Origin of the sequence: Diaphorobacter sp., from assembly GCF_050251835.1 — a bacterium.
Lineage (GTDB): Bacteria > Pseudomonadota > Gammaproteobacteria > Burkholderiales > Burkholderiaceae_C > JBFXIE01.
The window spans coordinates 1-24456 of record NZ_JBFWLZ010000002.1 but is presented as its reverse complement, the minus strand read 5'-3'; the positions used below and the strand labels follow the sequence as shown (position 1 = coordinate 24456).

Genomic DNA, 24456 nt, shown 5'->3' with positions numbered 1-24456 from the left:
GTGTCTTCAGTGAATGTTTGAAATCAATATAGCCTGCAAGCCTTGCGGCGGCCAAGAGGGGCGCACCGCAGTGGCTGCAGCGTGGTTCAGGTATAAAAAGTGGCCCTGGCCCTTGCGCAATGAGCGCTGGCAGCTATCAAAATGGTAGTTGCTGGCGCCCACGCCCTTACAGCCAGTCGCGGCGCTGCAGAAAGCGCGTGGTCAGCTCGGCCTCGGGCGAGCCCGGCGCATGCTCGCGCTGGTAGGCCCAGGCCGCCAGCGGCGGCATGGACAGCAAGATGGACTCTGCGCGCCCGCCCGACTGCAGGCCAAAATGCGTGCCTCGGTCCCACACCAGGTTGAACTCGACATAGCGCCCGCGCCGGTACAGCTGAAACTCGCGCTCGCGCTCACCGTAGGGCGTGTCCTGGCGGCGCTGCACGATGGGCAGGTAGGCGCCCAAAAATGCATCACCAACCGACTGCGTCAGGCCCAAGCTGCGCTCAAAGCCCAGCTCGGCGAAGTCATCAAAAAAGATGCCGCCCACGCCGCGCTGCTCGTTGCGGTGCTTGAGGTAGAAGTATTCGTCGCACCAGGTCTTGAAGCGCGGGTACAGCCCCTCGCCAAACGGTGCCAGCGCGTCGCGGCAGGCGCGGTGAAAGTGCACCGCGTCCTCGTCAAAGCCGTAGTAGGGCGTCAGATCCATGCCGCCGCCAAACCAGCACACGGGTGCCTGACCGGGCTGGCCCGCAGCGATCATGCGCACGTTCATGTGCACCGTGGGCACATACGGGTTGCGCGGGTGGAACACCAGCGACACGCCCATGGCCTCGAAGGGCGCGCCCGCCAGTTCAGGCCGGTGCTGCGTGGCCGAGGGCGGCAGGCGCGGGCCGCTGACGTGCGAGAAGCCGCAGCCGGCGCGCTCGAACACGCGCCCGCCTTCCAGGATGCGCGTGATGCCGTCGCCCTGCAGCGGCGATGCGCTTTCGCGCCGCCAGGCATCCGAGCGAAAGCGCGCACCGCCCTGGCTTTGCGGGCCTTCGATGGCCTCCAGCGCGTCGGTGATGCGACCCTGCAAACCCTGCAGATAGCCGCGCACGCGGGCCACGGTGTCGGCGGTGTTGAAGCCGTGCTGCTGCTCGGGCATCAGTTGCCCTTGATGGCGCGGTGGCCAATGTCGCGGCGGTATTGCGCGCCGTCAAAGTGAATGCCGCGCGCCACGTCGTAGGCGCGCTGCTGGGCCTGCCGGGCGCTGTCTGCCAGCGCCGTCACGCACAACACCCGTCCGCCGCTGGTGCGCACCACGCCGTCCACCAATTGCGTACCGGCGTGAAACACCATGGCGTCGTCGGAGTCGGCGGGCAAGCCGTGGATCGCGTCGCCCTTGCGCGGGCTGTCGGGATAGCCTTGCGCGGCCATCACCACGCCCAGCGCAGTGCGGCGGTCCCAGTGCAATTCGACCTGGTCGAGCTTGCCGTCCACCGCCGCGCCCAGCACGTCCACCAGATCGCTCTTGAGGCGCATCATGATCGGCTGGGTTTCGGGGTCGCCCATGCGGCAGTTGAACTCCAGCGTCTTGGGGTGACCGGCGGCGTCGATCATCAGGCCGGCATACAGAAAGCCCGTGTAGGGAATGCCGTCTTTTTCCATGCCGCGGATGGTGGGCAGGATCACCTCGCGCATGGCGCGCGCATGCACGTCGGCGGTGACCACCGGTGCGGGCGAGTACGCCCCCATGCCGCCGGTGTTGGGGCCTTCGTCGCCATCCTTCAAGCGCTTGTGGTCCTGGCTGGTGGCCAGCGCCAGCACGTTCTTGCCGTCGCACAGCACGATGAAGCTGGCCTCCTCGCCTTCGAGGAACTGCTCGATCACCACGCGCGCGCCACCTTCGTTGTGCGACACGCCGTACTTGTTGTCCACCAGCATGAAGTCCACGGCATCGTGGGCCTCCTGCAACGTGGTGGCCACCACCACGCCCTTGCCCGCGGCCAGGCCGTCGGCCTTGATGACGATGGGCGCGCCCAGGCGATCTACATAGGCATGGGCGGCCTGGGCGTCGGTGAAGGCTTCGTACTCGGCCGTGGGAATGCCGTGGCGCTTCATGAAGGCCTTGGAGAAAGCCTTGGAGCTCTCCAGCTGCGCCGCAGCCTTGGTGGGGCCAAAAATGCGCAAGCCGTGCGCGCGAAACTCGTCCACCACGCCCGCGGCCAGCGGCGCCTCGGGGCCCACCACCGTCAGCGCGATCTTTTGCGCCTGCGCCCATTCGCGCAACTGCACCACATCGCTGAGCGGCACGTTCTCAAACTTGGGCGACAGCGCGGTGCCACCATTGCCCGGCGCGACGTACACCTTGGTGGTCTTGGGAGACTGGCTGAGCTTCCAGGCCAGAGCGTGTTCCCGGCCGCCGCCGCCAATGACTAGTATTTTCATAACGTGTGGTTCAAGTTCCTAGAGCTCAGCGTTGTGATAGACCTCTTGCACATCGTCGAGGTCTTCGATCATGTCCAGGAGCTTTTGCATGCGCGCGGCATCATCGCCTTGCAGTGCGATGGTGTTCTCGGCGCGCATGGTGACCTCGGCCACTTCGGGCGTCAGGCCCGCGGCCTCCAGAGCGTCGCGCACGGCTTCAAAGTCGCCGGGCGCGGTCAGCACCTCGATGGCGCCGTCATCGTCGGTGATCACGTCATCGGCGCCGGCCTCCAGGGCCACGTCCATGACCTTGTCCTCGTTGGTGCCGGGGGCGAAGATGATCTGGCCTACGTTCTTGAACTGGAAAGCCACCGAGCCTTCCGTGCCCATGTTGCCGCCGTATTTGCTGAAGGCGTGGCGCACCTCGGCCACGGTGCGCACGCGGTTGTCGGTCATGGTGTCAACGATGATCGCGGCACCGCCGATGCCATAGCCCTCGTAGCGGATTTCCTCGTAGTTCACGCCTTCCAGCGTGCCCGAGGCCTTGTCGATGTTGTATTTGATGCGGTCGGCCGGCATGTTGGCGGCCTTGGCCTTGTCGATGGCCAGGCGCAAACGCGGGTTGGCCGACGGATCCCCGCCACCGGTGCGCGCAGCGACGGTAATTTCTCGAATGATGCGGGTCCAGATCTTTCCGCGCTTTTCATCCTGGCGGCCCTTGCGGTGCTGGATGTTGGCCCATTTACTGTGTCCTGCCACTGCAGAGTCCTTTGATTGATTTAATCTTGCGGCCGGGATTTTACTTTTGACTCACCCCCACACCACCGCCATGTCCGAACCCCTCCTGATTGCACAGCACGATTCCACGCAATGCCACCTGCTGCCGGGCCTGGCCAACCGGCATGGCCTGATCACCGGCGCCACCGGCACCGGCAAGACCGTGACGCTGCAAACGCTGGCCGAGCAGTTCTCGCGCATCGGCGTGCCGGTGTTTTTGTCCGACGTGAAGGGCGACCTGACCGGCATCAGCCAAAAGGGCAGTATCGGCGACAAACTCGCCAAAACGCTGGCCGACCGCGGCTTGGCCGCGCCCGAGTCCACGGCCTGCCCCGCCACGCTGTGGGATGTGTTCGGCCAGCAGGGCCACCCGGTACGCGCCACCATATCGGACATGGGCCCGCTGCTGCTGGGGCGCATGCTGAACCTGAACGACACGCAGATGGGCGTGCTCAACCTGGTGTTCAAGATCGCGGACGACAACGGCCTGCTGCTGCTGGACCTAAAAGACCTGCGCGCCATGCTCCAGTACGTGGGCGACAACGCCAAAGACTTCACAACCGAGTACGGCAACATCTCCACGGCCAGCGTGGGCGCCATCCAGCGCGGGCTGCTGCAGATTGAAACACAGGGCGGCGACCAGTTCTTTGGCGAGCCCATGCTCAACATCCAGGACTTCATGCAGACCGTGGACGGGCGCGGCGTGGTCAACATCCTGGCGGCCGACAAGCTGATGAACTCGCCGCGCCTGTACGCCACCTTTTTGCTGTGGATGCTGTCGGAACTCTTCGAACAACTGCCCGAGATCGGCGACCCCGAAAAGCCCAAGCTGGTGTTCTTTTTTGACGAGGCCCACCTGCTGTTCAACGAAGCGCCCAAGGTGCTGATTGAGCGCATCGAACTCGTGGTGCGTCTGGTGCGCTCCAAGGGCGTGGGCGTGTATTTCGTCACGCAGAACCCGCTGGACATCCCCGACAGCGTGCTGGCCCAGCTGGGCAACCGCGTGCAGCATGCGCTGCGCTCCTTCACCCCGCGCGACCAGAAGGCCGTGAAGGCCACGGCCACCACCATGCGCCCCAAGGCGGGCCTGGACATCGAGGCTGCCATCACCGAACTGGCCGTGGGCGAGGCGCTGGTGAGTTTTCTGGACGCCAAGGGCCGCCCCTGCGAGACAGAGCGCGTGTACGTGCTGCCGCCCGGCAGCCAGATCGGCCCCATCACCGACACGCAGCGCCGCGCGCTGATCGCCGGCTCGCTGGTGGCCGGCAGCTACGAGCAAGCCGTGGATCGTGAATCCGCCTATGAAAAACTGCGCAGCCGCGCCGAGCAGGCTGCCAGCAGCGCGCCCGGCGCACAAGGACAGGCGCAGGGCAACGGCGGCTTGATGGGCGGCCTGAACGACATCCTGTTCGGCAGCACCGGCCCGCGCGGCGGACAGCGAGACGGCCTGGTGCAGACCATGGCCAAGTCGGCGGTGCGCACCGTGGGCACCAATCTGGGCAAGGAGATTTTGCGCGGCGTGCTGGGCGGCATTTTTGGCGGCAGGAAGCGCTAAGTCAGCCTCTGGCGTCACCCGGGGGCGGGCGCCCATGGCCCCGGGCGACGACAGACTGCAGTGCGGCCGCGGCAGGGCTGGTGCGCAGTTGCGTCAATCCACCAGCCCGACAAACACGTTTTGCACGTCGTCGTTGTTTTCGATGCCTGCCAGGAAAGCCTGCACTTCTTCCTGCGCCTCGGGCGACAGGCTGGCCATGCTGACCGGGTTTTTGGCCTTGTAGCCCAGCTTGACCGACAGCACCTTGAAGCCGAAATCGGGCAGCGCCTTGGCGACAGCGTCCAGATCGGCGGGGTCGGTCAGAAACAGGGTCTGGCCCTCTTCTTCGCCCGGCTCGAAGTCCTGGGCGCCGGCCTCGATGGCGGCCAGTTCGGCGTCGGCGCCGGGCTTGTCTGGCTCCGCGTCGATCATGCCCACATGGTCAAAATCCCAGGCCACGGCGCTCATCTGGCCCTTGCGAAAGCACACGCGCATCTCGGGCGCGGTGCGGTTCACGTTGTCGGTCAGGCACTCCACCATCACCGGCACCTGGTGCGGGGCAAAGCCCTCGTAGATCACGCGCTCGTAGTTCACGGCATCGCTGCCCACGCCCGAGCCCTTCTTGATGGCGCGCTCCAGCGTGTCTTTGGGCATGGACGCCTTGCGCGCCGCCTCGACCGCCAGACGCAGGCGCGAATTGCCCGCCGGGTCCGCGCCGGCACGCGCGGCGACGATGATTTCTTTGACCAGCTTTCCAAAAAGCTTGCCTTTGGCATCGGCGACCAGCGCCTTGCCCTTTGCCTTCCATTGCGCGCCCATGGCTGCGTTCCTTTGCTTGGTGCCAACAAAAAATGCGGCAGACGCCGCGGCGGCGAAGTGTATATCTGCCGGCGCAAGCGCACGGCATCAGAGGCCCCACGCTGCAAACCGGCAGCGCTACCCTCGGCGCCGGCTCACCATGCAGCAAAAATGATAGCTGCCAGCGCTTTATCCAAAAGGGCTGCAGCCCCATTTCTGCCCCATTTGCAGCCATTACTCCGGACAGATCGGAGCGTGATGACCGCATACCGTCAAGCGCCGCCTGCGCCCATCCATTCACCAGCGTCTGCCCATCGCCACGCACTTTTGCCAAGCGCACGAAGATCGCCGCAGAGCCTACGGGTGCGCCGGGCCTGGCGGATGCGCGCCACGGCGGTAACGTAAACCCGCCCCGCTACGCGCAATGGATGACCGCAGCGCAGACGGCCTGACGCGGTCGGGCGCCATCGCATCACGGAACCAACACGCCCCCTGGGTGGGCCGGGTGCAAAATGCCGCCCCTTTTCCCATTTTTCTTTCCACCCACACGAGACACCCGCCCATGAGCAATGTCCACGTCATCGACCACCCGCTGGTACAACACAAGCTGACCCTGATGCGCAGGAAGGACGCCAGCACCAACAGCTTTCGGCGGCTGCTGGGCGAGCTGTCCACCCTGATGGCCTACGAGGTCACGCGCGACATGCCGCTGCAGGACATCCAGATAGAAACCCCGCTGGAGACCATGACCGCCAAGGTCATCGACGGCAAGAAACTGGTGCTGGTGTCCATCCTGCGCGCGGGCAACGGTTTTCTGGACGGCATGCTCAACGTGGTGCCCGGCGCCCGGGTGGGCCACATCGGCCTGTACCGCGACCCGGCCACGCTGCAGCCCGTCGAGTACTACTTCAAGATGCCCTCCGAGATGGCCGAGCGCGACATCATCGTGGTGGACCCCATGCTGGCCACCGGCAACTCGGCCGCCGCAGCCGTTGCGCGCCTCAAGCAGCTGCACCCCAAGTCGGTCAAGTTTGTCTGCCTGCTGGCCGCGCCCGAGGGCATCGCCACGCTGCAAAAAGCCCACCCCGACGTGCCCATCTACACCGCCGCCATCGACCGCGAACTGAACGAGCACGGCTACATATTGCCGGGCCTGGGCGACGCGGGCGACCGCATCTTTGGCACCAAGTAGGGGCTGCGCGCGCACCGCGCCTGCGCCTGCAGTGTGTGGGCGTCAGGCAGACAACGACCACCTATTCTTTCTGACAGCGACTTGACCCTCAACTCCTCCCCCCTGATCTCCGCCGGCACGCTGCTGGGCGGCATCGGTCTGTTCCTGCTGGGCATGACCATGCTGACCGACGGCCTCAAGCTGGCCGCAGGGCGCGCGCTGGAGCGCATCCTGGCCGCATGGACGCGCACGCCGCTGCACGGACTGGTGACCGGCGTGACGCTGACGGCGCTGGTGCAGTCATCCACCGCCATGACGGTGGCGGCCATCGGCTTTGTCAACGCCGGGCTGCTCAGCTTCAGCTCGGCGCTATGGGTGGTGTTCGGCTCCAACCTGGGCTCGTCCGTCACCGGCTGGCTGGTGGCCTGGCTGGGCTTTGCGGTCAAGGCCGATGCGTTTGCGCTGCCCTTTGTCGGCATCGGCATGGCGCTCACGATCAGCGGCGCCGGCACGCGCCGCGGCGCGCTAGGGCAGGCAGTGGCGGGTTTTGGCGTGCTGTTTCTGGGCATCGAGCTGCTGCGCGAGGGCTTCACCGGGCTGGGGCCGCAGGCGCTGCCACCGCTGTCCAGCGACCTGCCTGGTCTGGCGCTGGCGGTGCTCATCGGCCTGGGCATGACGGTGGTGCTGCAGGCCTCATCGGCCACGCTGGCCGTGGTGCTCACCGCCGTGGCGGGCGGCTCGCTGGCGGTGGAAGTGGGCGCCGGCGTGGTGATCGGCGCCAACGTGGGCACCACGCTCACCGGCATACTGGCGGCCATCCGCGCCACATCCAATGCGCGGCGGCTGGCGGCGGCGCATGTGCTGTTCAACGTGGTCACGGCGGTGGCGGCACTGGCGCTGCTGTCGCCGCTGCTGGCCCTGATTCACCAGCTTGGCGTTTGGATTGCCGGCAAGGGCGATGCGGTGACGCAGCTGGTGATCTTTCATACTGCCTTCAATGTGCTGGGCGTGCTGCTGATGTGGCCGCTGGCTGGTCCGCTGGAGCGTTTTTTGCTGGGGCGCTTTCGGTCAGCCGACGAGGACGAGGCCCGCGCCCGCTTTCTGGACCACAACGTGGCCGCCGTGCCCGCGCTGGCCCTGCAGGCCCTGCGCCGCGAGATGATGCGCGTGGGCCACCTGGCCATGCAGCTGGCGGCCGACGCCACGCGGCTGGCCCCTTTCAACCTGCCCCGCCCGCAAGCGCCGGCGCATGCAGGCGAGCAGCTGAACCGCCAGCTGCACACACTGGAGCAACTGCAGCAGCAAGTGGGCAGCTTTGTGAGCGACGTGAGCCGCCAGCCCTTGCCGCACGATGTGGCCGACCAGATGCCCGAGCTGCTGCGCATTGCCGGCTACTACGACACGCTGGCGCGCGTCATGCACCAGGTGGGTGTGCAAGGCCTGCAGCGGCTGCAAAGCCTGCAGTCGCTGGTCCAAACCGGGCCTGAAGCCGGTGCAGCCCCAACTGCGCCGCCGTGGCTGCACGCGCTGGCCCAAGCCTACACAGCCGCGCTGCAAGTATTTGAGGTGGCCGACCCGCAAACCTGCTGCGCCACGCCTCACACCCCGCAGTCCGCCGTGGACGACGCCCGCGCCCGCTTCGATGCCGCCTACGAATCCGGCAAAGGCGCGCTGCTGCGCGCCGGCGCCCAAGGTCTGCTGCATGTGTCCACGGTGCAGGAATGGGCAGGCCAGCTGGGCGACCTGCGCCGCGCCGTGGAGCAGGCCCACAAGGCCGCCACCCGCCTGGCCACGCTGGCGCCGCTGCCACCGCTGGGCTCGGGTATTGCACCGGCTGGAGAGGCCAGAGCCCCGCATGGCGGCGGCGCAGACGACGCGTCCGCCTGATCCGACAAGCGCGGACACCCCGCACAAAGCAGCGCCCGAGCACCCCACCACGCCGTCATTTCCGCGAAAGAACGTCACCCCGGACCGCGATCCGGGGCGGGAATCCACCGGGGCTGCGAATCGACGACCGGGCCGACTCACCTGGGTCACCGCCTGCGCGGCGATGACAGGCGGTTTTGGCTCTAGCCCTTGTTTGTCAGGCGCCAGAAGCTACACTATTGATAGCATCAATCCATGCCAGGCGCGATGCTTTCGGCGTAGTCGTAGATCGCGCCCAGAATGGCCTCGGTGCGCTCGTCGTCGGCCTGCGCGCCCAGCGTGTCCAGGCGCTCGAACAGCGCGTCAAACGTCAGGCCGCCGCCCTCGCCCTCCACCAGAACCGCCATGCGGTGCGCTTCCCAGCGTTCTTGCTCGTCGGGCGACAGCGTGTGTGCGAAGTTGCGCGCGCGATAGCGCCAGACCAGCTCGGCCAGGCGCGGGTCGTCAAAGCCGGCGGGCTCGTGCGCCAGCTCTTCGCCCGGCAGCGCGCGCAGGCGGTTCAGGCGGCGGCGGTCTTCGTTGCCCACAAAGCCGCCGTACAGGTCCTGATCCACGTCCAGCAGGCCCTCCGCGGGGCGCTGGAAGACCTGCGCCCAAACGGCCGTCAGGTCGGGCAGCGCGCGCGCGGCTGCGGCATGCTGCGCGGCCTGCGGCAGGTCGATGCCCCAGCGCTGCGCCATGTCGGGCGTCAGGGTGTTGAGGTTGCCCACCACCATGGGCGACTTGTTCAGGTGCACGCCTTTGAGCGGCAGCCGGGTGACACCCTCGGGCAGATCGGCGGCCCTGGTGAACAGGCGCGTGCGGATCTCATCGGCGGACAGCCGGGCCAGCTCGGACGGGTCATGCGCCAGGTCCCAGGCCAGCAGCTCGTTTTTATTGGTGGGATGGCTGGCCAGCGGCCACATCACGGCCAGGCAACCGCGTTCCGCCGGGAACATGCCCGAAACGTGCAGGAAGGGGCGCGCCTCCTGGGCCGTGGTGGGTAGGCGCAGCTCGGCCGCCACGCGGTCTTTTTTGTGCAGGCCCAGCGCAAAATCGAACAGCCGGGGGTTGTTCTGGCGGATGAGGCGTGCCAGCGCGATGGTGGCGCGCACGTCCGACAGCGCGTCGTGCGCGGCCTCGTGCGCCAGGCCGTTGGCTTTGGACAGGTGCTCCAGGCGAAAGCTGGGCTTGCCGTCCACTACCGGCCACTCGATGCCGTCGGGGCGCAGCGCGTAGGTCAGGCGCACCACGTCCAGCAAGTCCCAGCGGCCGCACTGGTTTTGCCATTCGCGCGCGTAGGGGTCGATCAGGTTGCGCCAGAACATGAAGCGCGTGATCTCGTCGTCAAAGCGGATGGTGTTGTAGCCCACGCCGATCGTGCCGGGCAGCGCCAGCTCGGCCTCGATGCGGGCGGCAAAGTCGCGTTCGGGCAGGCCTTTTTCCAGGCACAGCTGGGGCGTGATGCCGGTGATCAGGCACGACTCGGGGTCTGGCAGGTAGTCATTGGCCGGGCGGCAATAGATCATCAGCGGCTCGCCGATTTCGTTGAGTTCGGCATCGGTGCGGATGGCGGCAAACTGCGCGGGGCGATCGCGCCGGGTGTTGGCGCCAAAGGTTTCGTAGTCGTGCCAGAGAAAGGTATGCATGGGAAAGACGTTGCAGCCGGAAACAGTGCCAAGCGCAAGTATGCATGGCGGGCCGGCGCCAAAGCTTCACAATCCAGGCCCATGTCTTTTCTCTTTGCCCCTGACAGCCGCGCCTGGCGCCAGCGCGCCGCCGCGGCCATCGGCCTGGCGGCGCTGGCGGGCTGCGCCTCGGCGCCCCCGGATGCGCCAGCCGCGCCCACCGCGCCTGCAACACCCACCGCACCCATGACCAACGCAGGCGCCGCACCGGCCACACCAGTGACTGCCGCGGCGCCCGATGCACCGCCCGATGCACCGCCAGCAGCCAGCGACACGGCCGCCACCGTTGCCGGCTTTCACGCCTGGGTGAGCGCCTTTGAGCGCGAGGCGCTGGCCGCCGGCATCAGCCCGCAGACGGTGGCAGCCACACTGCGCCAGGCCCGCTGGCAGCCGCGCGTGGTGCAGCTGGATCGCGCGCAGCCCGAATTCACCCGCCCGCCCTGGGCCTACCTGGACAGCGCCGTCTCGCCTCAGCGTATCGCCCAGGGGCGCACGCAGCGCCGCCTGCACGCCAGCCCGCTGGATGCAGCTGCGCAGCGCTACGGCGTGCCCGCCAGCGTGGTCACGGCCATCTGGGGGATGGAGAGCAACTACGGCCGCAACTTCGGCAGCTTCTCCACCGTGGACGCGCTGGCCACGCTGGCCTATGACGGGCGCCGCAGCGCCTGGGCGCGACGCGAGTTGCTGGCTGCGCTGCGCATCGTGGATCAGGGCGACATTGCCGCAGACGCACTCATCGGATCGTGGGCCGGGGCCATGGGGCACACGCAGTTTCTGCCCTCGGTTTTTCTGGCCCATGCGGTGGATGCCGACGGCGACGGCCGGCGCGACATCTGGGGCAGCGTGCCCGACGTAGTCGCGTCCACGGCCAACTTTCTGGCGCATTCGGGCTGGCAAAGCGGCCAGCCCTGGGGCGCCGAGGTGCTGCTGCCGCCCGGCTTTGACTACGCCCGCGCCGAGCTGAGCGTGCGCCAGGCCGCCAGCGACTGGGCGCTTGAGGGCGTGCGCGGCATGGACGGCGAACCGCTGCCGGCACTACAGGACGCATCCATCCTCACCCCTGCCGGCGCGCGCGGCCCAGCCATCATGGTGGGGCCCAACTTCCGCGCGCTGCTGCGTTACAACAACTCGGTGAACTACGCCCTGGCCGTGGGCCTGCTGGCGCGCCAGATTGACGGCGGCACGGGCCTGACCGCCGCCTGGCCGCGCGAGCTGCAGCCCCTGTCGCGCACAGAGGTGCAGGCGCTGCAAGAAGCACTGAACGCGCGCGGCATGGACACCGGCACGCCCGACGGCGTGGCCGGCCCCGCCACCCGCGTGGGGGTGCGCCGCTACCAGCAAAGCCTGGGCCTGCCCGCCGACGGCTACGCCACGCGCGAGCTGCTGCAGCGGCTGCTGGCACGTTGACCGGCCAGCAGTGACGACTGATTGCGCCTTTTGAGCGCAGTCATCAGCGCTGCAACGCCTGGGCTGCGACGGCCTTGATGGCTTCCACCACCTTCTCGACGGCCGCGCTGGCACCTTGCCGGGTGACGATGAACAAGGTCTGCTTGATCTTGCCCTCGTGAGGCACCACGGTCACCCCCTGGCGCTGGCTTGCGGGCATGGCCGAGCTGACAAAGCCGAGGGCACCAGCAGTTGTGGCAACCAGCTTGGGCGCATCAGGGGCGCGCTCGACCACCCTGGCGCGGTGACTGATGTCTTTGCCGCCCAGCAGCGTGCGGCTGATTTCGGTGCGGATCGCACCCATGGTGTCGCTGGAGACCAAAACCACAGGCTGGTCAGTGCCCCCCACGTCGCGCCAGTTGGTGATGGAGCCCGACAGCAGCCCCTGCAATTGCGCACGGCTGAGGCGCCTGACTTTGTTGTGCGGGTGCACGATGAACAACACCTCTGCATAGCCCAGGTGAACCACCTTGAAATTGCGCTCGTCGATCGGCGGACCGCGATGGTTGAGGGTCTTGCCCACCCGGTCGGCCAGATTCTTGAAAGGCGCCGAGATCATCGCGATGTCGGCGTTCATCCCGATGAGCTCCGTCAGCCCGAGGCCAGAGTTGCTGGGGGTGATCTTGAGCTTGTGGCCTGACAGGGCCTCGATCTCCGGCTGGAAAGGAGTCACCAGCACGCCGTTGACGGTCGTTGATCCGCGAATGTCCACCGTGTCCGCCGTGACGACTGACGCGTGCATGGCGGCAAAGGCTGTCAAGACACCCATGATGAAACGCTGAAACCGCAAGGGATTGCTCCGAAGTACGACGAATAAGCCCCGTACCAGAAAACTCCGCAGGCAAGCGTCACAGGGCCGAAACATGCCAGCGATTATGGAAAAACCGTATGACAAAACATGACTGGCCACAGGCCAGCGCTGAGCAATGACGTGAGACATTGCGCAACGCGGCGCGCAGCCACGAAAAATTGCACGACATCGGGCGCCTGCCGTCGCTGGCCGAACATTCCGTCGCACTCCAACAATGCCAGGCGCGCCACGGATAGCATCACAGGGTTTGATCATTGAAGACCCTCCCATGCAAATTGCCACCTGGAACATCAATTCGCTGTCTGTGCGCCTGCCGCAGGTGCTGGCCTGGCTGCAGACCAACCCTGTCGATGCCGTCGGGCTGCAGGAGCTCAAGCTGGTGGACGACAAGTTCCCCCACGACGCCTTTGAGGCCGCGGGCTACCACGCGGTGTGCCTTGGCCAGAAGACCTACAACGGGGTCGCCATCCTCAGCCGCACGCCGCTGCGCGACGTGGTCCGCAACATCCCGGGCCATGGCGACGAGCAGGCCCGCGTGATCGCCGCCACGCTGGACACGCCCGCCGGAGCGCTGCGCCTGATCAACTGCTACTTCGTGAACGGCCAGGCACCCGGCAGCGACAAATTCGCCTACAAGCTGCAGTGGCTGCAGGCCCTGCACGACTGGCTGCGCGCAGAGCTGGCTGCGCACCCGCGGCTGGTGCTGGTGGGCGACTTCAACGTGGCGCCCGAAGACCGCGACTCCTACGACCCCGTGGGCCTGAAAGACACCATCCACCACACGGTGCAAGAGCGCCAGCATTTTCAGGATCTGCTGGCGCTGGGCATGACGGATGCGTTCCGCCTGTTCGAGCAGCCCGAAAAAAGCTATTCGTGGTGGGACTATCGGCAGCTGGGCTTTCAGAAAAACCGCGGCCTGCGCATCGACCACATTCTGGTCAGCGCGGCGCTGCGCGATGCCGTAACCGCCTGCGCCATCGACCGCACGCCCCGCAAAAACCCCCAACCCAGCGACCATGCGCCGGTGGTGGTGACGCTGGCGTAAGGCTTGAATGGGGGTTGTGAATGGGGAGCGGATTCCAATCGACCCCATACAACGAGCGCCATCCCCGCGAAGGCGGGGATACATGCCCCCAAGGCCGCCGGGGCATCGCCGTGGCGGACTCCCGCCTACGCGGGAATGACGGAAGTCAGGCGCTTCTACTTCATTATTGATAGCTGCCCGCGCTTACCAAATAACGGCTATCGCCATTTTTTCCTATCATCCCTCGTCCAGTGCATCAAGGCCCAGCTCCTGAATCTTGCGCGTGATGGTGTTGCGGCCTATGCCCAGGCGCTGCGCCGCGTCCACGCGCCGGCCGTGGGTGGCCTGCAAGGCGGTGCGGATCACGCTGGACTCGAAGCGGCGCAGGAGGATGTCCCAGACGTCGGGCTGGCCGTCGCGCAGCAACTGCCAGGCCTGTGCCTGCAGCGCAGTCTCCCAGTCTGCGATAGGAATGGCGGAGGGCTGCGCGAACAGCGCCGCAGCCGGTAGTGAGGGTACGGGGGCTAATGCTGGTGCTGGTGCTGGTGCTGGTGCTGGTGCGGCAGATTCGTTGCCTGCGGCGCCGGCGTTTTCACCGTAGCCCACCTGGCGTGCCTCACCTGCATGGCGTGTCTCATCGGTGTGATTGGCTGGCGCGGCAGAATCCGGCGCCCGCGCTGCCCCGGGCGCTGCCACCTTGTGCGGCGCGGTCTCCAGCACCTCGGGTGGCAAGTCCTGCACCGAGATGACCTGCGCGGGCGCCATGACGGTGAGCCAATGGCAGATGTTCTCCAGCTGGCGCACATTGCCGGGAAACGCAAAGCGCGTGAGCAACGCCAGCGCCGCATCGGAAATGCGCTTGGGCTCCACCCCCAGCTGCCGCGCGCTGCGCTGCAGAAAGTAGCGCGTGAGCATGGGCACGTCCTCGCTGCGTTCGCGCAAGGCCGGCAGCCGCAGCCGGATCACGTTGAGGCGATGGAACAGGTCTTCGCGAAAGGCGCCGTCCTTCACCCGCTGCTCCAGGTTCTGGTGCGTGGCGGCAATCACGCGCACATGGGCCTTGACGGCCGCGTGGCCGCCCACGCGGTAGAACTGGCCGTCCGACAGCACACGCAGCAGCCGCGTTTGCAAGTCGAAGGGCATGTCGCCGATTTCGTCCAGGAACAGCGTGCCACCCTCGGCCTGCTCGAACCGGCCGCGCCGCTGCGTCTGCGCGCCGGTGAAGGCGCCGCGCTCATGGCCAAAAAGCTCGCTTTCCAGCAGATCCTTGGGAATAGCCGCAGTGTTGATGGCCACGAAGGGGCCACCCGCCACGGGCGAGTGCTTGTGTAGCGCATGCGCCACCAGCTCCTTGCCCGAGCCCGATTCGCCGGTGATCAGCACCGTGACCACACTCTGGCTCAGGCGGCCGATGGCGCGAAACACGTCCTGCATGGCCGGCGCCTGGCCCAGCATCTCGGGCATGGCGGCCTGCTGCTGCTCAGCCACCTCCTCGCGCTGGCTTTCTTCCACGGCGCGGCGGATCAGCTCCACCGCCTTGGGCAGATCGAACGGCTTGGGCAGGTATTCGAAGGCGCCCCCCTGGAATGCAGACACGGCGCTGTCCAGGTCGGAGTACGCCGTCATCACGATGACCGGCAGGCCAGGTTGCAGTGCACGCACTTTCTCCAGCAACTGCAGACCCGATGCGCCGGGCATGCGGATGTCGCTCACCAGCACCTGCGGCCCCGGGTGGCTCGTGTCGCCCGCGGCCACGTCCGCCAGGGCGTCCAGCACCTCGCGCGCCTGGGTGAAGCTGCGCGTGGGCAGGTTCTCGCGCGCCAGCGCTTTTTCCAGGACGAAGCGGATCGAGGGGTCGTCATCCACTATCCAGATCGGCTTCATTGCTATAGCTTCCTTTTGATGTTGGGCCGTAGTGCACAGCCGCAATCAGGGCAGCGGTATGAGGATGCGAAAGTCGGTGCAGCCTGGCTGGCTCTCGCATTCGATCAAGCCGTGGTGGCGCTGCACAAAGGTTTGCGCCAGCGTCAGGCCCAGCCCCGATCCTCCGTCCCGCCCCGTCACCAGCGGATAAAAAATCCGCTCCTTGATGGCTTCGGGTACGCCCGGTCCGTTGTCGATGACATGCAATTCCAGTGCCAGCCTGTAGCGCTGGCGGCCAAAGGTGACCTGCCGCGCCACGCGCGTGCGCAGCGTGATGACCGCGTCGCCCGCGGCAATGCGCTCATGCAGCGCCTGCGCGGCGTTCTGCACGATGTTCAGCACCGCCTGGATGAGCTGCGCGCGGTCGCCGCGAAACTCGGGGATGGAGGTGTCGTAGTCGCGCTGCACTGCCAGGCCCTGGGGGTGCTCGGCCAGCACCAGGGAGCGCACACGTTCGCAAACCTCGTGGATGTTGACGTCGCCCACCAGATGCGGGTGGCGGTGCGGGGCCAGCAGCCGATCCACCAGGCTTTGCAGGCGGTCGGCCTCGTGGATGATGACCTGGGTGTACTCGGCCAGGTCGGGGCTTTCCAGCTCCATCTCCAGCAGCTGCGCGGCGCCGCGTATGCCGCCCAGCGGGTTCTTGATCTCATGCGCCAGGTTGCGGATCAGCTCTTTGTGGGCCTGCGCCTGCTCGCGCAATCGCTCTTCGCGGTCCTGGCGCGCCTGGGCCTCCAGCGGCCACAGCTCCACGATAACGTCGCCGCTGTGCTCTACCACGGCCACGCTGGCGTGCACGGGCAGGGGCTCATGGGGCGGGCGGCGCAATACGGCCTCGAAGCGCAGCGCCGCGAAATCGCGTCCGCGCGCACCGGACAGCGCCGTCTGCAAAATGACCGGGTCGGTGAAGAGGCTGGAAAAATCCACGCCCTCCAGCGTGCGGCGCGACAGGCCCAGGGCGGTTTCCAGCGCGGCGTTGACGAAAACCGTCGCACCGTTCGGGTGCAGAACCGCGATCAGCGTGGAGACTAGATCCAGCGCCTGGTAGTGCGGCGCGGGCGCAGGTTCCTGGGTGTGAGTGCCTTTTTGGCCCACGCTGGTGTGACGGGTTTACTTGTTCAGGCGCGCGAGTTCGCGCTTGATGCTGGCCACGTCTGCCTCGGCCCGGGTGACGCTGGCCTTGAGCTCGGCCGTGCGCTCGATGTAGCCCTGGGGATTGCGCATCTCCAGCGCGCTGCGCTGGGGCGAGCCGTCGTTGTATTCCTTGCGCAGATCGGCCAGGCGGGCCTCGGCCTTGCGCAGCTCGTCTTCAAGGATGGCGCGCGCATCGGCGTCGCGGGCGCGCTGGTCGGCGGCGCCCACGCGCGGCGCATTGGCGGGTGAACTGCTGGCCGCGCTGCCACTGCTGCTGCCACTACTGGTCGCCGGGGCAGCCGCAGGCGGGCGGGAGCCCTGCAGCACCGTGACATTACCGCCTTCGACCAGCTTGCAGCCGCGCTCTTTGGCCTGGGCGGCGTTGTTGGTGTATTCATTGCCGCAGCGGTAGATACGGTCTTGCGCCCAGGCGGGCTGCAGCGCGGCGGCAATGACGGTCAGGGCGAACAAGGTGCGTTTCATCGAATTCCTCATAGGGCATGCGTGGGCGCATGCGCGACGCCGGTGAGTATCTCCCAATCATTGCGTGGCGCCAATTGCAGGCCGGCGGGGTATGTGGGAAAGCATACGCATCAACAAAAAAGGCGGCCGAAGCCGCCTGGGTACATGCCGCGGGGCGCGCGCCCCGTGCCGTCACAGCGAGTAGTACATGTCGAACTCGACGGGGTGCACCGCCATGCGAAAGCGGGTGACTTCGGTCATCTTCAGCTCGATGTAGGCGTCGAGCATGGAGTCGGTGAACACGCCGCCCTTGGTCAGGAAGGCGCGATCCTTGTCCAGCGCTTCCAGCGCCTGATCGAGGCTGTGGCACACGGTGGGCACCAGCTTGTCTTCTTCGGGCGGCAGGTGGTACAGATCCTTGGTGGCGGCTTCGCCCGGGTGGATCTTGTTTTCCACGCCGTCCAGGCCGGCCATCAGCAGCGCCGCGAAGCCCAGGTAGGGATTCATCAGCGGATCGGGGAAGCGCGCTTCAACGCGGCGGCCCTTGGGGTTGGCCACGAACGGGATGCGGATGGACGCGGAGCGGTTCTTGGCCGAGTACGCCAGCTTGACTGGCGCCTCGAAGTGCGGCACCAGGCGCTTGTAGCTGTTCGTGCCGGGGTTGGTGATGGCGTTCAGGGCACGGGCGTGCTTGATGATGCCGCCGATGTAGTACAGCGCAAAGTCCGACAGGCCGGCGTAGCCATCACCGGCAAACAGGTTCTTGCCGTCCTTCCAGATGGACTGGTGCACATGCATGCCCGAGCCGTTGTCGCCGTGGTAGGGCTTGGGCATGAAGGTGGCGGTCTTGCCATAGGCGTTGGCCACGTTGTGGATCACATACTTTTGCAGCATGGTCCAGTCGGCGCGCTGCACCAGCGTGCTGAACCGGGTGCCAATCTCGTTTTGGCCGGCGCCAGCCACCTCGTGGTGAAACACCTCGACCGGGATGCCCAGGGATTCGAGGATCAGGGACATTTCGGCACGCATGTCCTGCGTGCTGTCCACCGGCGGCACCGGGAAGTAGCCGCCCTTGGTGGTGGGGCGGTGGCCGCGGTTGCCGCTATCGAACTTGGTGCCGGTGTTCCAAGGGGCTTCGTATTCCTCGATCTCGTAGAAGGTGTTCTGGGGCTCGGTGCTCCAGCGCACGCCGTCAAAGATGAAGAACTCGGGCTCGGGGCCGAAGTAGGCCGTGTCGCCGATGCCAGAGGCCTTCAGATACGCCTCGGCGCGCTTGGCGATGGAGCGCGGATCGCGGTCATAGGCCTTGCCGTCGGCGGGCTCGACCACGTCGCAGGACAGGATCAGCGTGGTTTCTTCAAAAAACGGGTCGATGTTGGCGGTGTTCGGGTCGGGCATGAGCAGCATGTCCGACGCCTCGATGCCCTTCCAGCCCGCGACGGACGAGCCGTCGAACGCGTGGCCGGAGGCAAACTTGTCTTCGTCGAAGTGGGAAACGGGCACGGTCACGTGCTGCTCTTTGCCGCGGGTGTCGGTGAAGCGGAAGTCCACAAATTTGACTTCGTTGTCCTTCACCATGTTCATCACGTCTGCAACGGTCTTGGCCATCAGGGTTCTCCAGGGGTAGAAGTGCTCATCAACAATGATGCGCAAACAAAAGCAGTTTGCATGCCAGCATGGTGCGCACAGAGTCTTGCACTCAGGCCGCTGCAGCAGGCTGCCGCAGCGTACCCCAATCGCTGCACCAATCGCGTGCGGGATTCCATGTGGCAGCCTCTCTTACAAATGACGCACCATTTCAGGGCCCATGCTTGCACCTGTTTGGTGCAGCGCCTGGTGCAATTCCTGCCACGCGGCCGGCACCAGGGCCGCTGCGCCCTTGACGCCCAGCTCCACATGTCTGCCGTGCACAGGGTGATCCACGCTGGGCAGGCTGAAAACCTTGATGCCAGGGTGCCGGGCCTCGATGCGCTCCATGAGAGGCGTGAGCGCTGCCTCCATGGCGCCATAGAGCACCACCGAGTGCTCCATCCGAGGCTGGCGATTGAACCACTGGGCGCAGTAGTGCTCCAGCACCCACTCCATCATCGGCCAGGCCATGACCGGAAAGCCAGGCACGAAGTGCACCATGCCGCCCCCCGGGCCATCGCATGAAAAACCAGGAATTTTGTTGTACGGGTTGGGGATGATGCGCGCGCCTTCGGGGAAAACGCCCATGTTGAGCCGGTGCAGGTTGTCGGGGCGGTCAGGGTCGAAAGCCTCGCCCTGCTCGCGCGCCACTTCCTGCATGCGCTCGGTGATCAGCGCCTTGGCCCGGGGATGCAGCACCAGCGGGCGCTGCAGCGCGGCGGCGGCACATTGGCGCGTGTGGTCGTCGGGCGTGGCGCCGATACCGCCGCAGCTGAAGACGATGTCTGACGAGGCAAACGCGCGCTGCAGCGCGCCGGTGATGCGCGGGCGGTCGTCGCCCACGTAGTCGGCATAGGTCAGCGCCAGGCCGCGGGCGGACAACAATTCGATGACTTTGGGCAGATGCTTGTCCGCGCGCTTGCCCGAGAGGATTTCGTCGCCAACGATGATGAGGCCAAAAGTGGGGGTCATGAGGGATGCGGTTCTGAGGAGGGCGGCGCGAGCGCCGAAGGGCCGGATTCTGGCGGAACCTCGCCGCGCTGCGCACGTAGTTGCTGAAGTGCTGCCAGACAAAAGTGGGTGAACCACAGCGAGGCGAAGGCAAATACCAGTGTGTAGATCCAGATGGCCAGCGGCACCAGTACGAAAAACGCGGCCGCGAACACCAACCCCGACGCCCAGACGATGCTGGGCGCGGCGCCCAGAAAACCGGTCAGCACGCCGATGGTCAACAAGCTGAGCTGATGTCGCTGGAAAATCTCCTGCCGCTCGGCCTTGCTGGCGTGTTCGGCCAATGCGTCAAACGCCATGACGCGGTAGGTTAGCCAGCCCCAGATCAGCGGCGGCAGCACCAGCACCAGCGGCGGTATCAGCCATAGCGGCATCGAGAGCACTAGGGCGATCAGGGCTGCTGCTGTCGCCCCCAGAGACCACAGCACGCTGGCCACCAAAGAGCCGCCGCGCTTGCGCTGCAACAGGGCAAAGCGCCGCTGCGCCACCAACGTCACCATCGCTGGTGCCATCAACATAGCCACCGCCAGCACGCAGCCGATGACGATCAACGGCGTGGCCAGCATCAACACCAATAGCGGCGCCAGCGCCACCGGCAAGTTGTCGGCCCCGAAGAGGTGCAGCCAGCTCCACAAGGGTTCCAGCCAGCTGGCGCCTTCCAGCACGGCCTGCATCCACGCGACGGCGTCGGCCCAAAACAGATAACCGCCGCCAACGCCCACCAGGGTGATCAAGACCAGCGGCAGCAGCGACAGCGTGATGACGCGCGGAATCAGGCAATAAGCCGCCGCACGCCAGAAGGAATCAATCAGAGGCCCCATGCACGCGAGCATAGCGGCATTGCCTGAAAACCTGCAGGCTCAGGCGCGTCCTGCCAGGCGCTGCAGTCCGCGCCACTGCTGGGCCCAGAAACCCCTGCCGTAGTCGCGCACACGGCCGTCGGGGCCGGGCTGTATCTGGTCGCGCACGCCGGTGGGCTCGTAGCGGTGGTCAAAGTTGGCGGTGCCAAAGCACATATCCCACCAGGGCAGCAGCACGCCAAAATTGTGGCCTCGCAGAACGCCCGCACGCGGTTGCATCGCGAGCGCCGAGGACGCATCGCCCAGGCCTATGGCGTGGTGCATACGGTGAAAACGCGGGCTGACCCACAGGCGTTCACCCACCCTGCCAAACCAAAGGCGCAGGTTGGCGTGGTGCAGGTTCTCGCTGAGCTGGGTGAGCGCCACAATGGCTACAAACTGCCCCGGCGCCACTCCAATGCACTGCGCCACGACGACAAGGATGGCGTCGCGCAGCAGGTCGTCCAGCAAGTGATTGCGGCTGTCGCTCCACATCGTCATCTGCCGCTGTGAATGATGCAGCGAATGCAGGCGCCACCACCACTCAAAGCGGTGCTGCCCCCGGTGGATCCAGTAGTCCACCAGGTCGAACACCAACAGGTACAGCAGCAGGCTGACCAGAGGCAGGTCTGTCACCCCGGGCCAGATGGCATCGAGCTGGATGGTCTGCCACCCATGCGTGCGCAGAGTCCCGAACAGCGCATTCCATAGTGGCTCGGTGGCGAAGAACAGTGCCAGGCGGAACAAGCCCAGCCGATGTATGAGGGTGTAGATGATGTCCACCCGTACGGCGGCCAAATCGCGCAGCGGCTCTACCGGCCGCCAACGCTCCAGAGGGGCGATCACCGCCAGCATCACCGTCAGCTGCAACAGGCCGACCAGCAGCCAACCCGTGGCGGCGTAGCCGTCCTCGAGCACATTGGCCAACCCGAGGGTGAATAGCGCTGGCTGCACCAGCACCTCAAACAGCCATTGCTGGGCACTATCGAATAACTGGGTCAGACCTGGCATGAATTCACCATCGCATTGCGTTCGGCAGCCGCCAGCATAGCTGCGGGCTATGTCACTTTTGTCCGAGTGTCGTTCCGTATTGGGGGTGCTCACGCAAGGTGCGAAAACACAGGCCGCGCTCTTTCAATCCCTTGATCAAGGGCTCCAGGACGGCTGGCGCCCAGGGGTCTTTGCGCGACCAGATGCCCAGGTGCGCCAGCAGGATGTCTCCGTCGCGTATGGTGCGCAGGGCCTGATCGAGCAAGGCCTTGTTGCTGTAACCCTCGCTGGGCAGCTCGTCGCCCAGAAAGCCAGCGGGCGTCCACCCCACATGGGTGTAGCCACATGATTTGCCTACCTGCAGCAGACGCGCCGATGTCTTGCCACCGGGCGCGCGAAACAGCGCCAGCGGCTCCTTGCCGGTCATATCGCGCAGGCGGTTGGCCGCCGCCTGGATCTGCGAACAATATTGCGCGCCGGTCATGGTGAACTCCTGGCCCGCATCGGGGCCAGCCGACGGTTTGACCCTGAACACGGGTTGCTGCGCCGAGCCACCATCGGCACGCCAGTACACGTGGTGCAGCGTGTGTGAGGCAAATTCATGGCCCTCTGCGGCACGCGCGCGCCACCAGGGTGCCCAGGCGTCATCCAGGCTGCTGCCACCGGTTTGCGTACGCTCGTCGGCGGCAAAAAAGGTGACCTTTATCTGCTGGCTACGCAGCACATCGACCACCAGCGGAGCAATGCCCATGTGGCCGGTGTCAAAAGTCAGATAAACAGATCCCTTGCAACCAGTTTGGGCGTTGGCGCTTGCAGATAAAGCGCCTACAGCTACAAATACGATAGCAAATCCTACTTTTCGCAGATTGCCTGTACCCGAATGTCCGTGTTCAGCGTTTGGCATGCTTGAGCGTCCAGACCCCATGCGGCGACTTGCCAACGTTGATGGATCGCACAACCTTGCGCTCGGCAGTGTCAATCACCAACAGTTTGCGCGCCCAGCGCGCGCTGACATAAATCCAGCGCCCGTCAGCCGACACATCCATGCAATCAGGACCACCGGGGGCCGGATAGACATCCACCACCCGCTGTGTCTGCATGTCGATCTTGCTGATAGTGTTGGCCACCCGGTTGCTCACAAACAAGTGGCGGCCGTCGCCCGCGGCCCGAAAGGCATGGGCGCCATTGCCAGTCTTGATGCGCTGCACGCTGCGGGGCTGCTCGCCGGAGATATCAAAGACCTCAACACTGTCGCTGCCCGTCAGCCCGACGAAAACATGTCTGCCATCGGGGCTGCCATACACATCTGCCGGCATCGCGCCCGTAATGGCGCGCCACTTGATTTTTTGGGTGGCTATGTCAATAGCCACCAGTTCATTGCTGTCTTGCATCGTGGAGTACACCGTGCGGCTGCCGCTGTCGATCCACAAATGGCTGGGCGTTTTGCTGGTGGACACACGTTGCACCAGGGTCGGCTCCTTGCCGTTCCAGCGGTAAAAATCCACATGATTGAGCCGATTGGCCGCCGTCACCAGCCACTTCATATCTGGCGAAAAGCGCAGGTGGTAAGGATCCAAGATGCCACGCACGGTACGTTGCACCTGTGCAGTCACGGGGTCTACGAAGGTCAGACTGTCGCCCAGGGCGTTGGCTACGATCAGCGATTTTTCATCTGGCGTGAGATAGAGGTGGTGCGGTTCCTTGCCCGTGGCGATACGTGAGGCCTCAGTCCAGGACACAGGGTCGATGACGCTAATGTCCGCCTGCAACGAGTTGAGAACGAACACCGGCGGCTCTGCCGCAGTGGCATGAACCCCCACCATGAACGAAGCTGCTACACAGATGCCAGCAAAGCGTTTTGATATCTGATTGATCACCCTGCCCCCTTGCACAAAAAGCCCGAATGCGGGCGTCAAATGATGACCCCTATGCGGATCACCAACCAGATAGCCAACTGCGCCTCACGTTGACTCGTCCGTTCACTTTGGTGATTGCGTAGATTGAACCACCAAACCCGAGGCAACTTGCACTATGTGAGCAGTGCGATGTCTTCTTGGCTCAACCAGCGCCATTCACCGGGACGCATGTCGGCAGGCAATTCCAACCCACCGATACGTGACCGATGCAGCGCATCCACACGGTTACCGACGGCGGCAATCATGCGCTTGACTTGGTGGTATTTCCCCTGGGTCAGGGCGAGATCCATGGTGTGCTCGTCGAGTTGAACACAAGCGGCGGCACGAACGGGCCGGGGGTCGTCGTCCAGTACCACGCCTGCAAGTAACCGTTCGATCTGATCGCCGCTTATGGGGTGCTTGGAAGTCACTCTGTACACCTTCGGAACGTGTTTTTTGGGGGAACTCATGCGATGGATGAATTGTCCGTCGTCACTGAGCAGCAGCAACCCTGTCGTGTCCTGATCCAGGCGCCCGACGGCCTGCACGCCATCCACGGCACTTTTGCTGGGCCTTTGACGCAGCGGTGCAGGCAACAGGGTATAGACGCTCGGATAGGCAGATGGCTTTTGGGAACACTCGGTTCCAGCGGGCTTGTAGAGCATTACGTAAGCCTTGTCCTGGTAGGACCAGTCCACCCCCTGCACCCGCATCACCAGCCCTTCCACTTCAAAGTCCTGAAGAGCATTCAGACATACCACTGGCTCTGCCGCGCCAGCGCCGTAGACTGCCACCCAACCCTGCTGAATCAATCCGGCACAAATACGGCGCGTACCAAAACCTTGCGAATAAAGAATGTCCTGAAGCTGCATGGCATCGATTTTGTCTTTTTTGTCTACTCGATAACGCAAAACGCCCTCCCACGGTTTAAGTGGGAGGGCGGTTTGGGGCTGAAGGAGCCTGACGATGACCTACTTTCACACGGGAACCCGCACTATCATCGGCGCGAAGTTGTTTCACTGTCCTGTTCG

21 protein-coding genes are annotated in these 24456 nt (G+C 65.5%); 5 read left to right on the top strand and 16 right to left on the bottom strand.

Going from position 1 to position 24456, the window contains the following annotated elements; genetic code table 11:
• Positions 1–166 precede the first annotated feature (166 nt).
• The 3 genes from hemF to AB7E35_RS00995 are packed head-to-tail and all read right to left on the bottom strand — an operon-like array spanning position 167 to position 3147.
• Complete coding sequence (gene hemF, locus AB7E35_RS01005) at positions 167–1126, bottom strand: oxygen-dependent coproporphyrinogen oxidase (protein WP_428162109.1); 960 nt, start codon at positions 1124–1126, stop codon at positions 167–169.
• Positions 1126–2409, bottom strand: a complete 1284-nt coding sequence (gene purD, locus AB7E35_RS01000) for a phosphoribosylamine--glycine ligase (protein WP_428162110.1) — start codon at positions 2407–2409, stop codon at positions 1126–1128. The genes hemF and purD overlap by 1 nt, the downstream gene beginning before the upstream one ends.
• An 18-nt stretch (positions 2410–2427) precedes the next feature.
• Positions 2428–3147 carry a YebC/PmpR family DNA-binding transcriptional regulator gene (locus AB7E35_RS00995; RefSeq protein ID WP_428162111.1) on the bottom strand — a complete coding sequence of 240 codons (720 nt, stop codon included), beginning with the start codon at positions 3145–3147 and terminating at the stop codon, positions 2428–2430.
• 70 nt (positions 3148–3217) lie between these two features.
• On the opposite strand from AB7E35_RS00995, the gene AB7E35_RS00990 reads away from it, so the two are divergent.
• Positions 3218–4720: a helicase HerA-like domain-containing protein gene (locus AB7E35_RS00990; RefSeq protein ID WP_428162112.1), complete on the top strand. Its 1503-nt coding sequence runs from the start codon at positions 3218–3220 to the stop codon at positions 4718–4720.
• Positions 4721–4813: 93 nt separating this feature from the next.
• Here the strand turns inward: AB7E35_RS00990 and AB7E35_RS00985 are convergent, their stop codons facing one another.
• On the bottom strand, positions 4814–5518 hold the full coding sequence (locus AB7E35_RS00985; protein ID WP_428162113.1) for a YebC/PmpR family DNA-binding transcriptional regulator: 705 nt from the start codon (positions 5516–5518) through the stop codon (positions 4814–4816).
• A gap of 541 nt (positions 5519–6059) precedes the next feature.
• On the opposite strand from AB7E35_RS00985, the gene upp reads away from it, so the two are divergent.
• Both upp and AB7E35_RS00975 read left to right on the top strand, forming a co-directional pair.
• Positions 6060–6689, top strand: coding sequence for a uracil phosphoribosyltransferase (upp, locus tag AB7E35_RS00980; RefSeq protein ID WP_428162114.1), 630 nt, complete (start codon positions 6060–6062; stop codon positions 6687–6689).
• Between the two features lie 81 nt (positions 6690–6770).
• Positions 6771–8555, top strand: coding sequence for a Na/Pi cotransporter family protein (locus tag AB7E35_RS00975; RefSeq protein WP_428162115.1), 1785 nt, complete (start codon positions 6771–6773; stop codon positions 8553–8555).
• 227 nt (positions 8556–8782) lie between these two features.
• Here the strand turns inward: AB7E35_RS00975 and sbcB are convergent, their stop codons facing one another.
• Positions 8783–10222, bottom strand: coding sequence for an exodeoxyribonuclease I (gene sbcB / locus AB7E35_RS00970; protein ID WP_428162116.1), 1440 nt, complete (start codon positions 10220–10222; stop codon positions 8783–8785).
• Between the two features lie 81 nt (positions 10223–10303).
• On the opposite strand from sbcB, the gene AB7E35_RS00965 reads away from it, so the two are divergent.
• A complete protein-coding gene (locus AB7E35_RS00965; RefSeq protein WP_428162117.1) occupies positions 10304–11668 on the top strand; it encodes a lytic murein transglycosylase in 1365 nt (454 codons plus the stop codon).
• A 43-nt stretch (positions 11669–11711) separates the two neighbouring features.
• Here AB7E35_RS00965 and AB7E35_RS00960 read toward each other — a convergent pair whose 3' ends face one another.
• Positions 11712–12476 carry a substrate-binding domain-containing protein gene (locus AB7E35_RS00960; protein WP_428162118.1) on the bottom strand — a complete coding sequence of 255 codons (765 nt, stop codon included), beginning with the start codon at positions 12474–12476 and terminating at the stop codon, positions 11712–11714.
• A gap of 310 nt (positions 12477–12786) precedes the next feature.
• On the opposite strand from AB7E35_RS00960, the gene xth reads away from it, so the two are divergent.
• Positions 12787–13563, top strand: a complete 777-nt coding sequence (gene xth / locus AB7E35_RS00955) for an exodeoxyribonuclease III (RefSeq protein ID WP_428162119.1) — start codon at positions 12787–12789, stop codon at positions 13561–13563.
• A 216-nt stretch (positions 13564–13779) separates the two neighbouring features.
• Here the strand turns inward: xth and ntrC are convergent, their stop codons facing one another.
• From ntrC to AB7E35_RS00905, 10 genes are all read right to left on the bottom strand, one after another.
• On the bottom strand, positions 13780–15426 hold the full coding sequence (gene ntrC, locus AB7E35_RS00950; RefSeq protein WP_428166902.1) for a nitrogen regulation protein NR(I): 1647 nt from the start codon (positions 15424–15426) through the stop codon (positions 13780–13782).
• 45 nt (positions 15427–15471) lie between these two features.
• On the bottom strand, positions 15472–16503 hold the full coding sequence (gene glnL / locus AB7E35_RS00945; RefSeq protein ID WP_428166949.1) for a nitrogen regulation protein NR(II): 1032 nt from the start codon (positions 16501–16503) through the stop codon (positions 15472–15474).
• Between the two features lie 72 nt (positions 16504–16575).
• Positions 16576–17082 (bottom strand): hypothetical protein, encoded by a 507-nt coding sequence (locus AB7E35_RS00940; protein ID WP_428162121.1) that lies wholly within the window; start codon positions 17080–17082, stop codon positions 16576–16578.
• Between the two features lie 171 nt (positions 17083–17253).
• Positions 17254–18669: a type I glutamate--ammonia ligase gene (gene glnA / locus AB7E35_RS00935; RefSeq protein WP_428162122.1), complete on the bottom strand. Its 1416-nt coding sequence runs from the start codon at positions 18667–18669 to the stop codon at positions 17254–17256.
• A gap of 171 nt (positions 18670–18840) precedes the next feature.
• Positions 18841–19662, bottom strand: a complete 822-nt coding sequence (locus AB7E35_RS00930; RefSeq protein ID WP_428162123.1) for a competence/damage-inducible protein A — start codon at positions 19660–19662, stop codon at positions 18841–18843.
• Entirely contained in the window at positions 19659–20534 is an 876-nt protein-coding gene (locus AB7E35_RS00925) for an EI24 domain-containing protein (RefSeq protein ID WP_428162124.1), read from the bottom strand. The genes AB7E35_RS00930 and AB7E35_RS00925 overlap by 4 nt, the downstream gene beginning before the upstream one ends.
• Before the next feature lie 27 nt (positions 20535–20561).
• Positions 20562–21551 (bottom strand): sterol desaturase family protein, encoded by a 990-nt coding sequence (locus AB7E35_RS00920; protein ID WP_428162125.1) that lies wholly within the window; start codon positions 21549–21551, stop codon positions 20562–20564.
• Between the two features lie 52 nt (positions 21552–21603).
• Positions 21604–22434: a polysaccharide deacetylase family protein gene (locus tag AB7E35_RS00915; protein ID WP_428162126.1), complete on the bottom strand. Its 831-nt coding sequence runs from the start codon at positions 22432–22434 to the stop codon at positions 21604–21606.
• Positions 22421–23353 carry a YncE family protein gene (locus AB7E35_RS00910; protein ID WP_428162134.1) on the bottom strand — a complete coding sequence of 311 codons (933 nt, stop codon included), beginning with the start codon at positions 23351–23353 and terminating at the stop codon, positions 22421–22423. Before AB7E35_RS00910 ends, AB7E35_RS00915 begins: the two co-directional genes overlap by 14 nt.
• A 206-nt stretch (positions 23354–23559) precedes the next feature.
• On the bottom strand, positions 23560–24297 hold the full coding sequence (locus tag AB7E35_RS00905; RefSeq protein ID WP_428162127.1) for a 16S rRNA pseudouridine(516) synthase: 738 nt from the start codon (positions 24295–24297) through the stop codon (positions 23560–23562).
• Between the last annotated feature and the right edge of the window lie 159 nt (positions 24298–24456).

Coding starts and splice junctions, on each gene's coding strand:
- hemF (WP_428162109.1), bottom strand. CDS start 1,126: ATGCCCGAGCAGCAGCACGGCTTCAACACCGCCGACACCGTGGCCCGC.
- purD (WP_428162110.1), bottom strand. CDS start 2,409: ATGAAAATACTAGTCATTGGCGGCGGCGGCCGGGAACACGCTCTGGCC.
- AB7E35_RS00990 (WP_428162112.1), top strand. CDS start 3,218: ATGTCCGAACCCCTCCTGATTGCACAGCACGATTCCACGCAATGCCAC.
- AB7E35_RS00985 (WP_428162113.1), bottom strand. CDS start 5,518: ATGGGCGCGCAATGGAAGGCAAAGGGCAAGGCGCTGGTCGCCGATGCC.
- upp (WP_428162114.1), top strand. CDS start 6,060: ATGAGCAATGTCCACGTCATCGACCACCCGCTGGTACAACACAAGCTG.
- sbcB (WP_428162116.1), bottom strand. CDS start 10,222: ATGCATACCTTTCTCTGGCACGACTACGAAACCTTTGGCGCCAACACC.
- AB7E35_RS00965 (WP_428162117.1), top strand. CDS start 10,304: ATGTCTTTTCTCTTTGCCCCTGACAGCCGCGCCTGGCGCCAGCGCGCC.
- AB7E35_RS00960 (WP_428162118.1), bottom strand. CDS start 12,476: ATGGGTGTCTTGACAGCCTTTGCCGCCATGCACGCGTCAGTCGTCACG.
- xth (WP_428162119.1), top strand. CDS start 12,787: ATGCAAATTGCCACCTGGAACATCAATTCGCTGTCTGTGCGCCTGCCG.
- ntrC (WP_428166902.1), bottom strand. CDS start 15,426: ATGAAGCCGATCTGGATAGTGGATGACGACCCCTCGATCCGCTTCGTC.
- AB7E35_RS00940 (WP_428162121.1), bottom strand. CDS start 17,082: ATGAAACGCACCTTGTTCGCCCTGACCGTCATTGCCGCCGCGCTGCAG.
- glnA (WP_428162122.1), bottom strand. CDS start 18,669: ATGGCCAAGACCGTTGCAGACGTGATGAACATGGTGAAGGACAACGAA.
- AB7E35_RS00930 (WP_428162123.1), bottom strand. CDS start 19,662: ATGACCCCCACTTTTGGCCTCATCATCGTTGGCGACGAAATCCTCTCG.
- AB7E35_RS00925 (WP_428162124.1), bottom strand. CDS start 20,534: ATGCTCGCGTGCATGGGGCCTCTGATTGATTCCTTCTGGCGTGCGGCG.
- AB7E35_RS00920 (WP_428162125.1), bottom strand. CDS start 21,551: ATGCCAGGTCTGACCCAGTTATTCGATAGTGCCCAGCAATGGCTGTTT.
- AB7E35_RS00915 (WP_428162126.1), bottom strand. CDS start 22,434: ATGCCAAACGCTGAACACGGACATTCGGGTACAGGCAATCTGCGAAAA.
- AB7E35_RS00910 (WP_428162134.1), bottom strand. CDS start 23,353: ATGGTGGGGGTTCATGCCACTGCGGCAGAGCCGCCGGTGTTCGTTCTC.
- AB7E35_RS00905 (WP_428162127.1), bottom strand. CDS start 24,297: ATGCAGCTTCAGGACATTCTTTATTCGCAAGGTTTTGGTACGCGCCGT.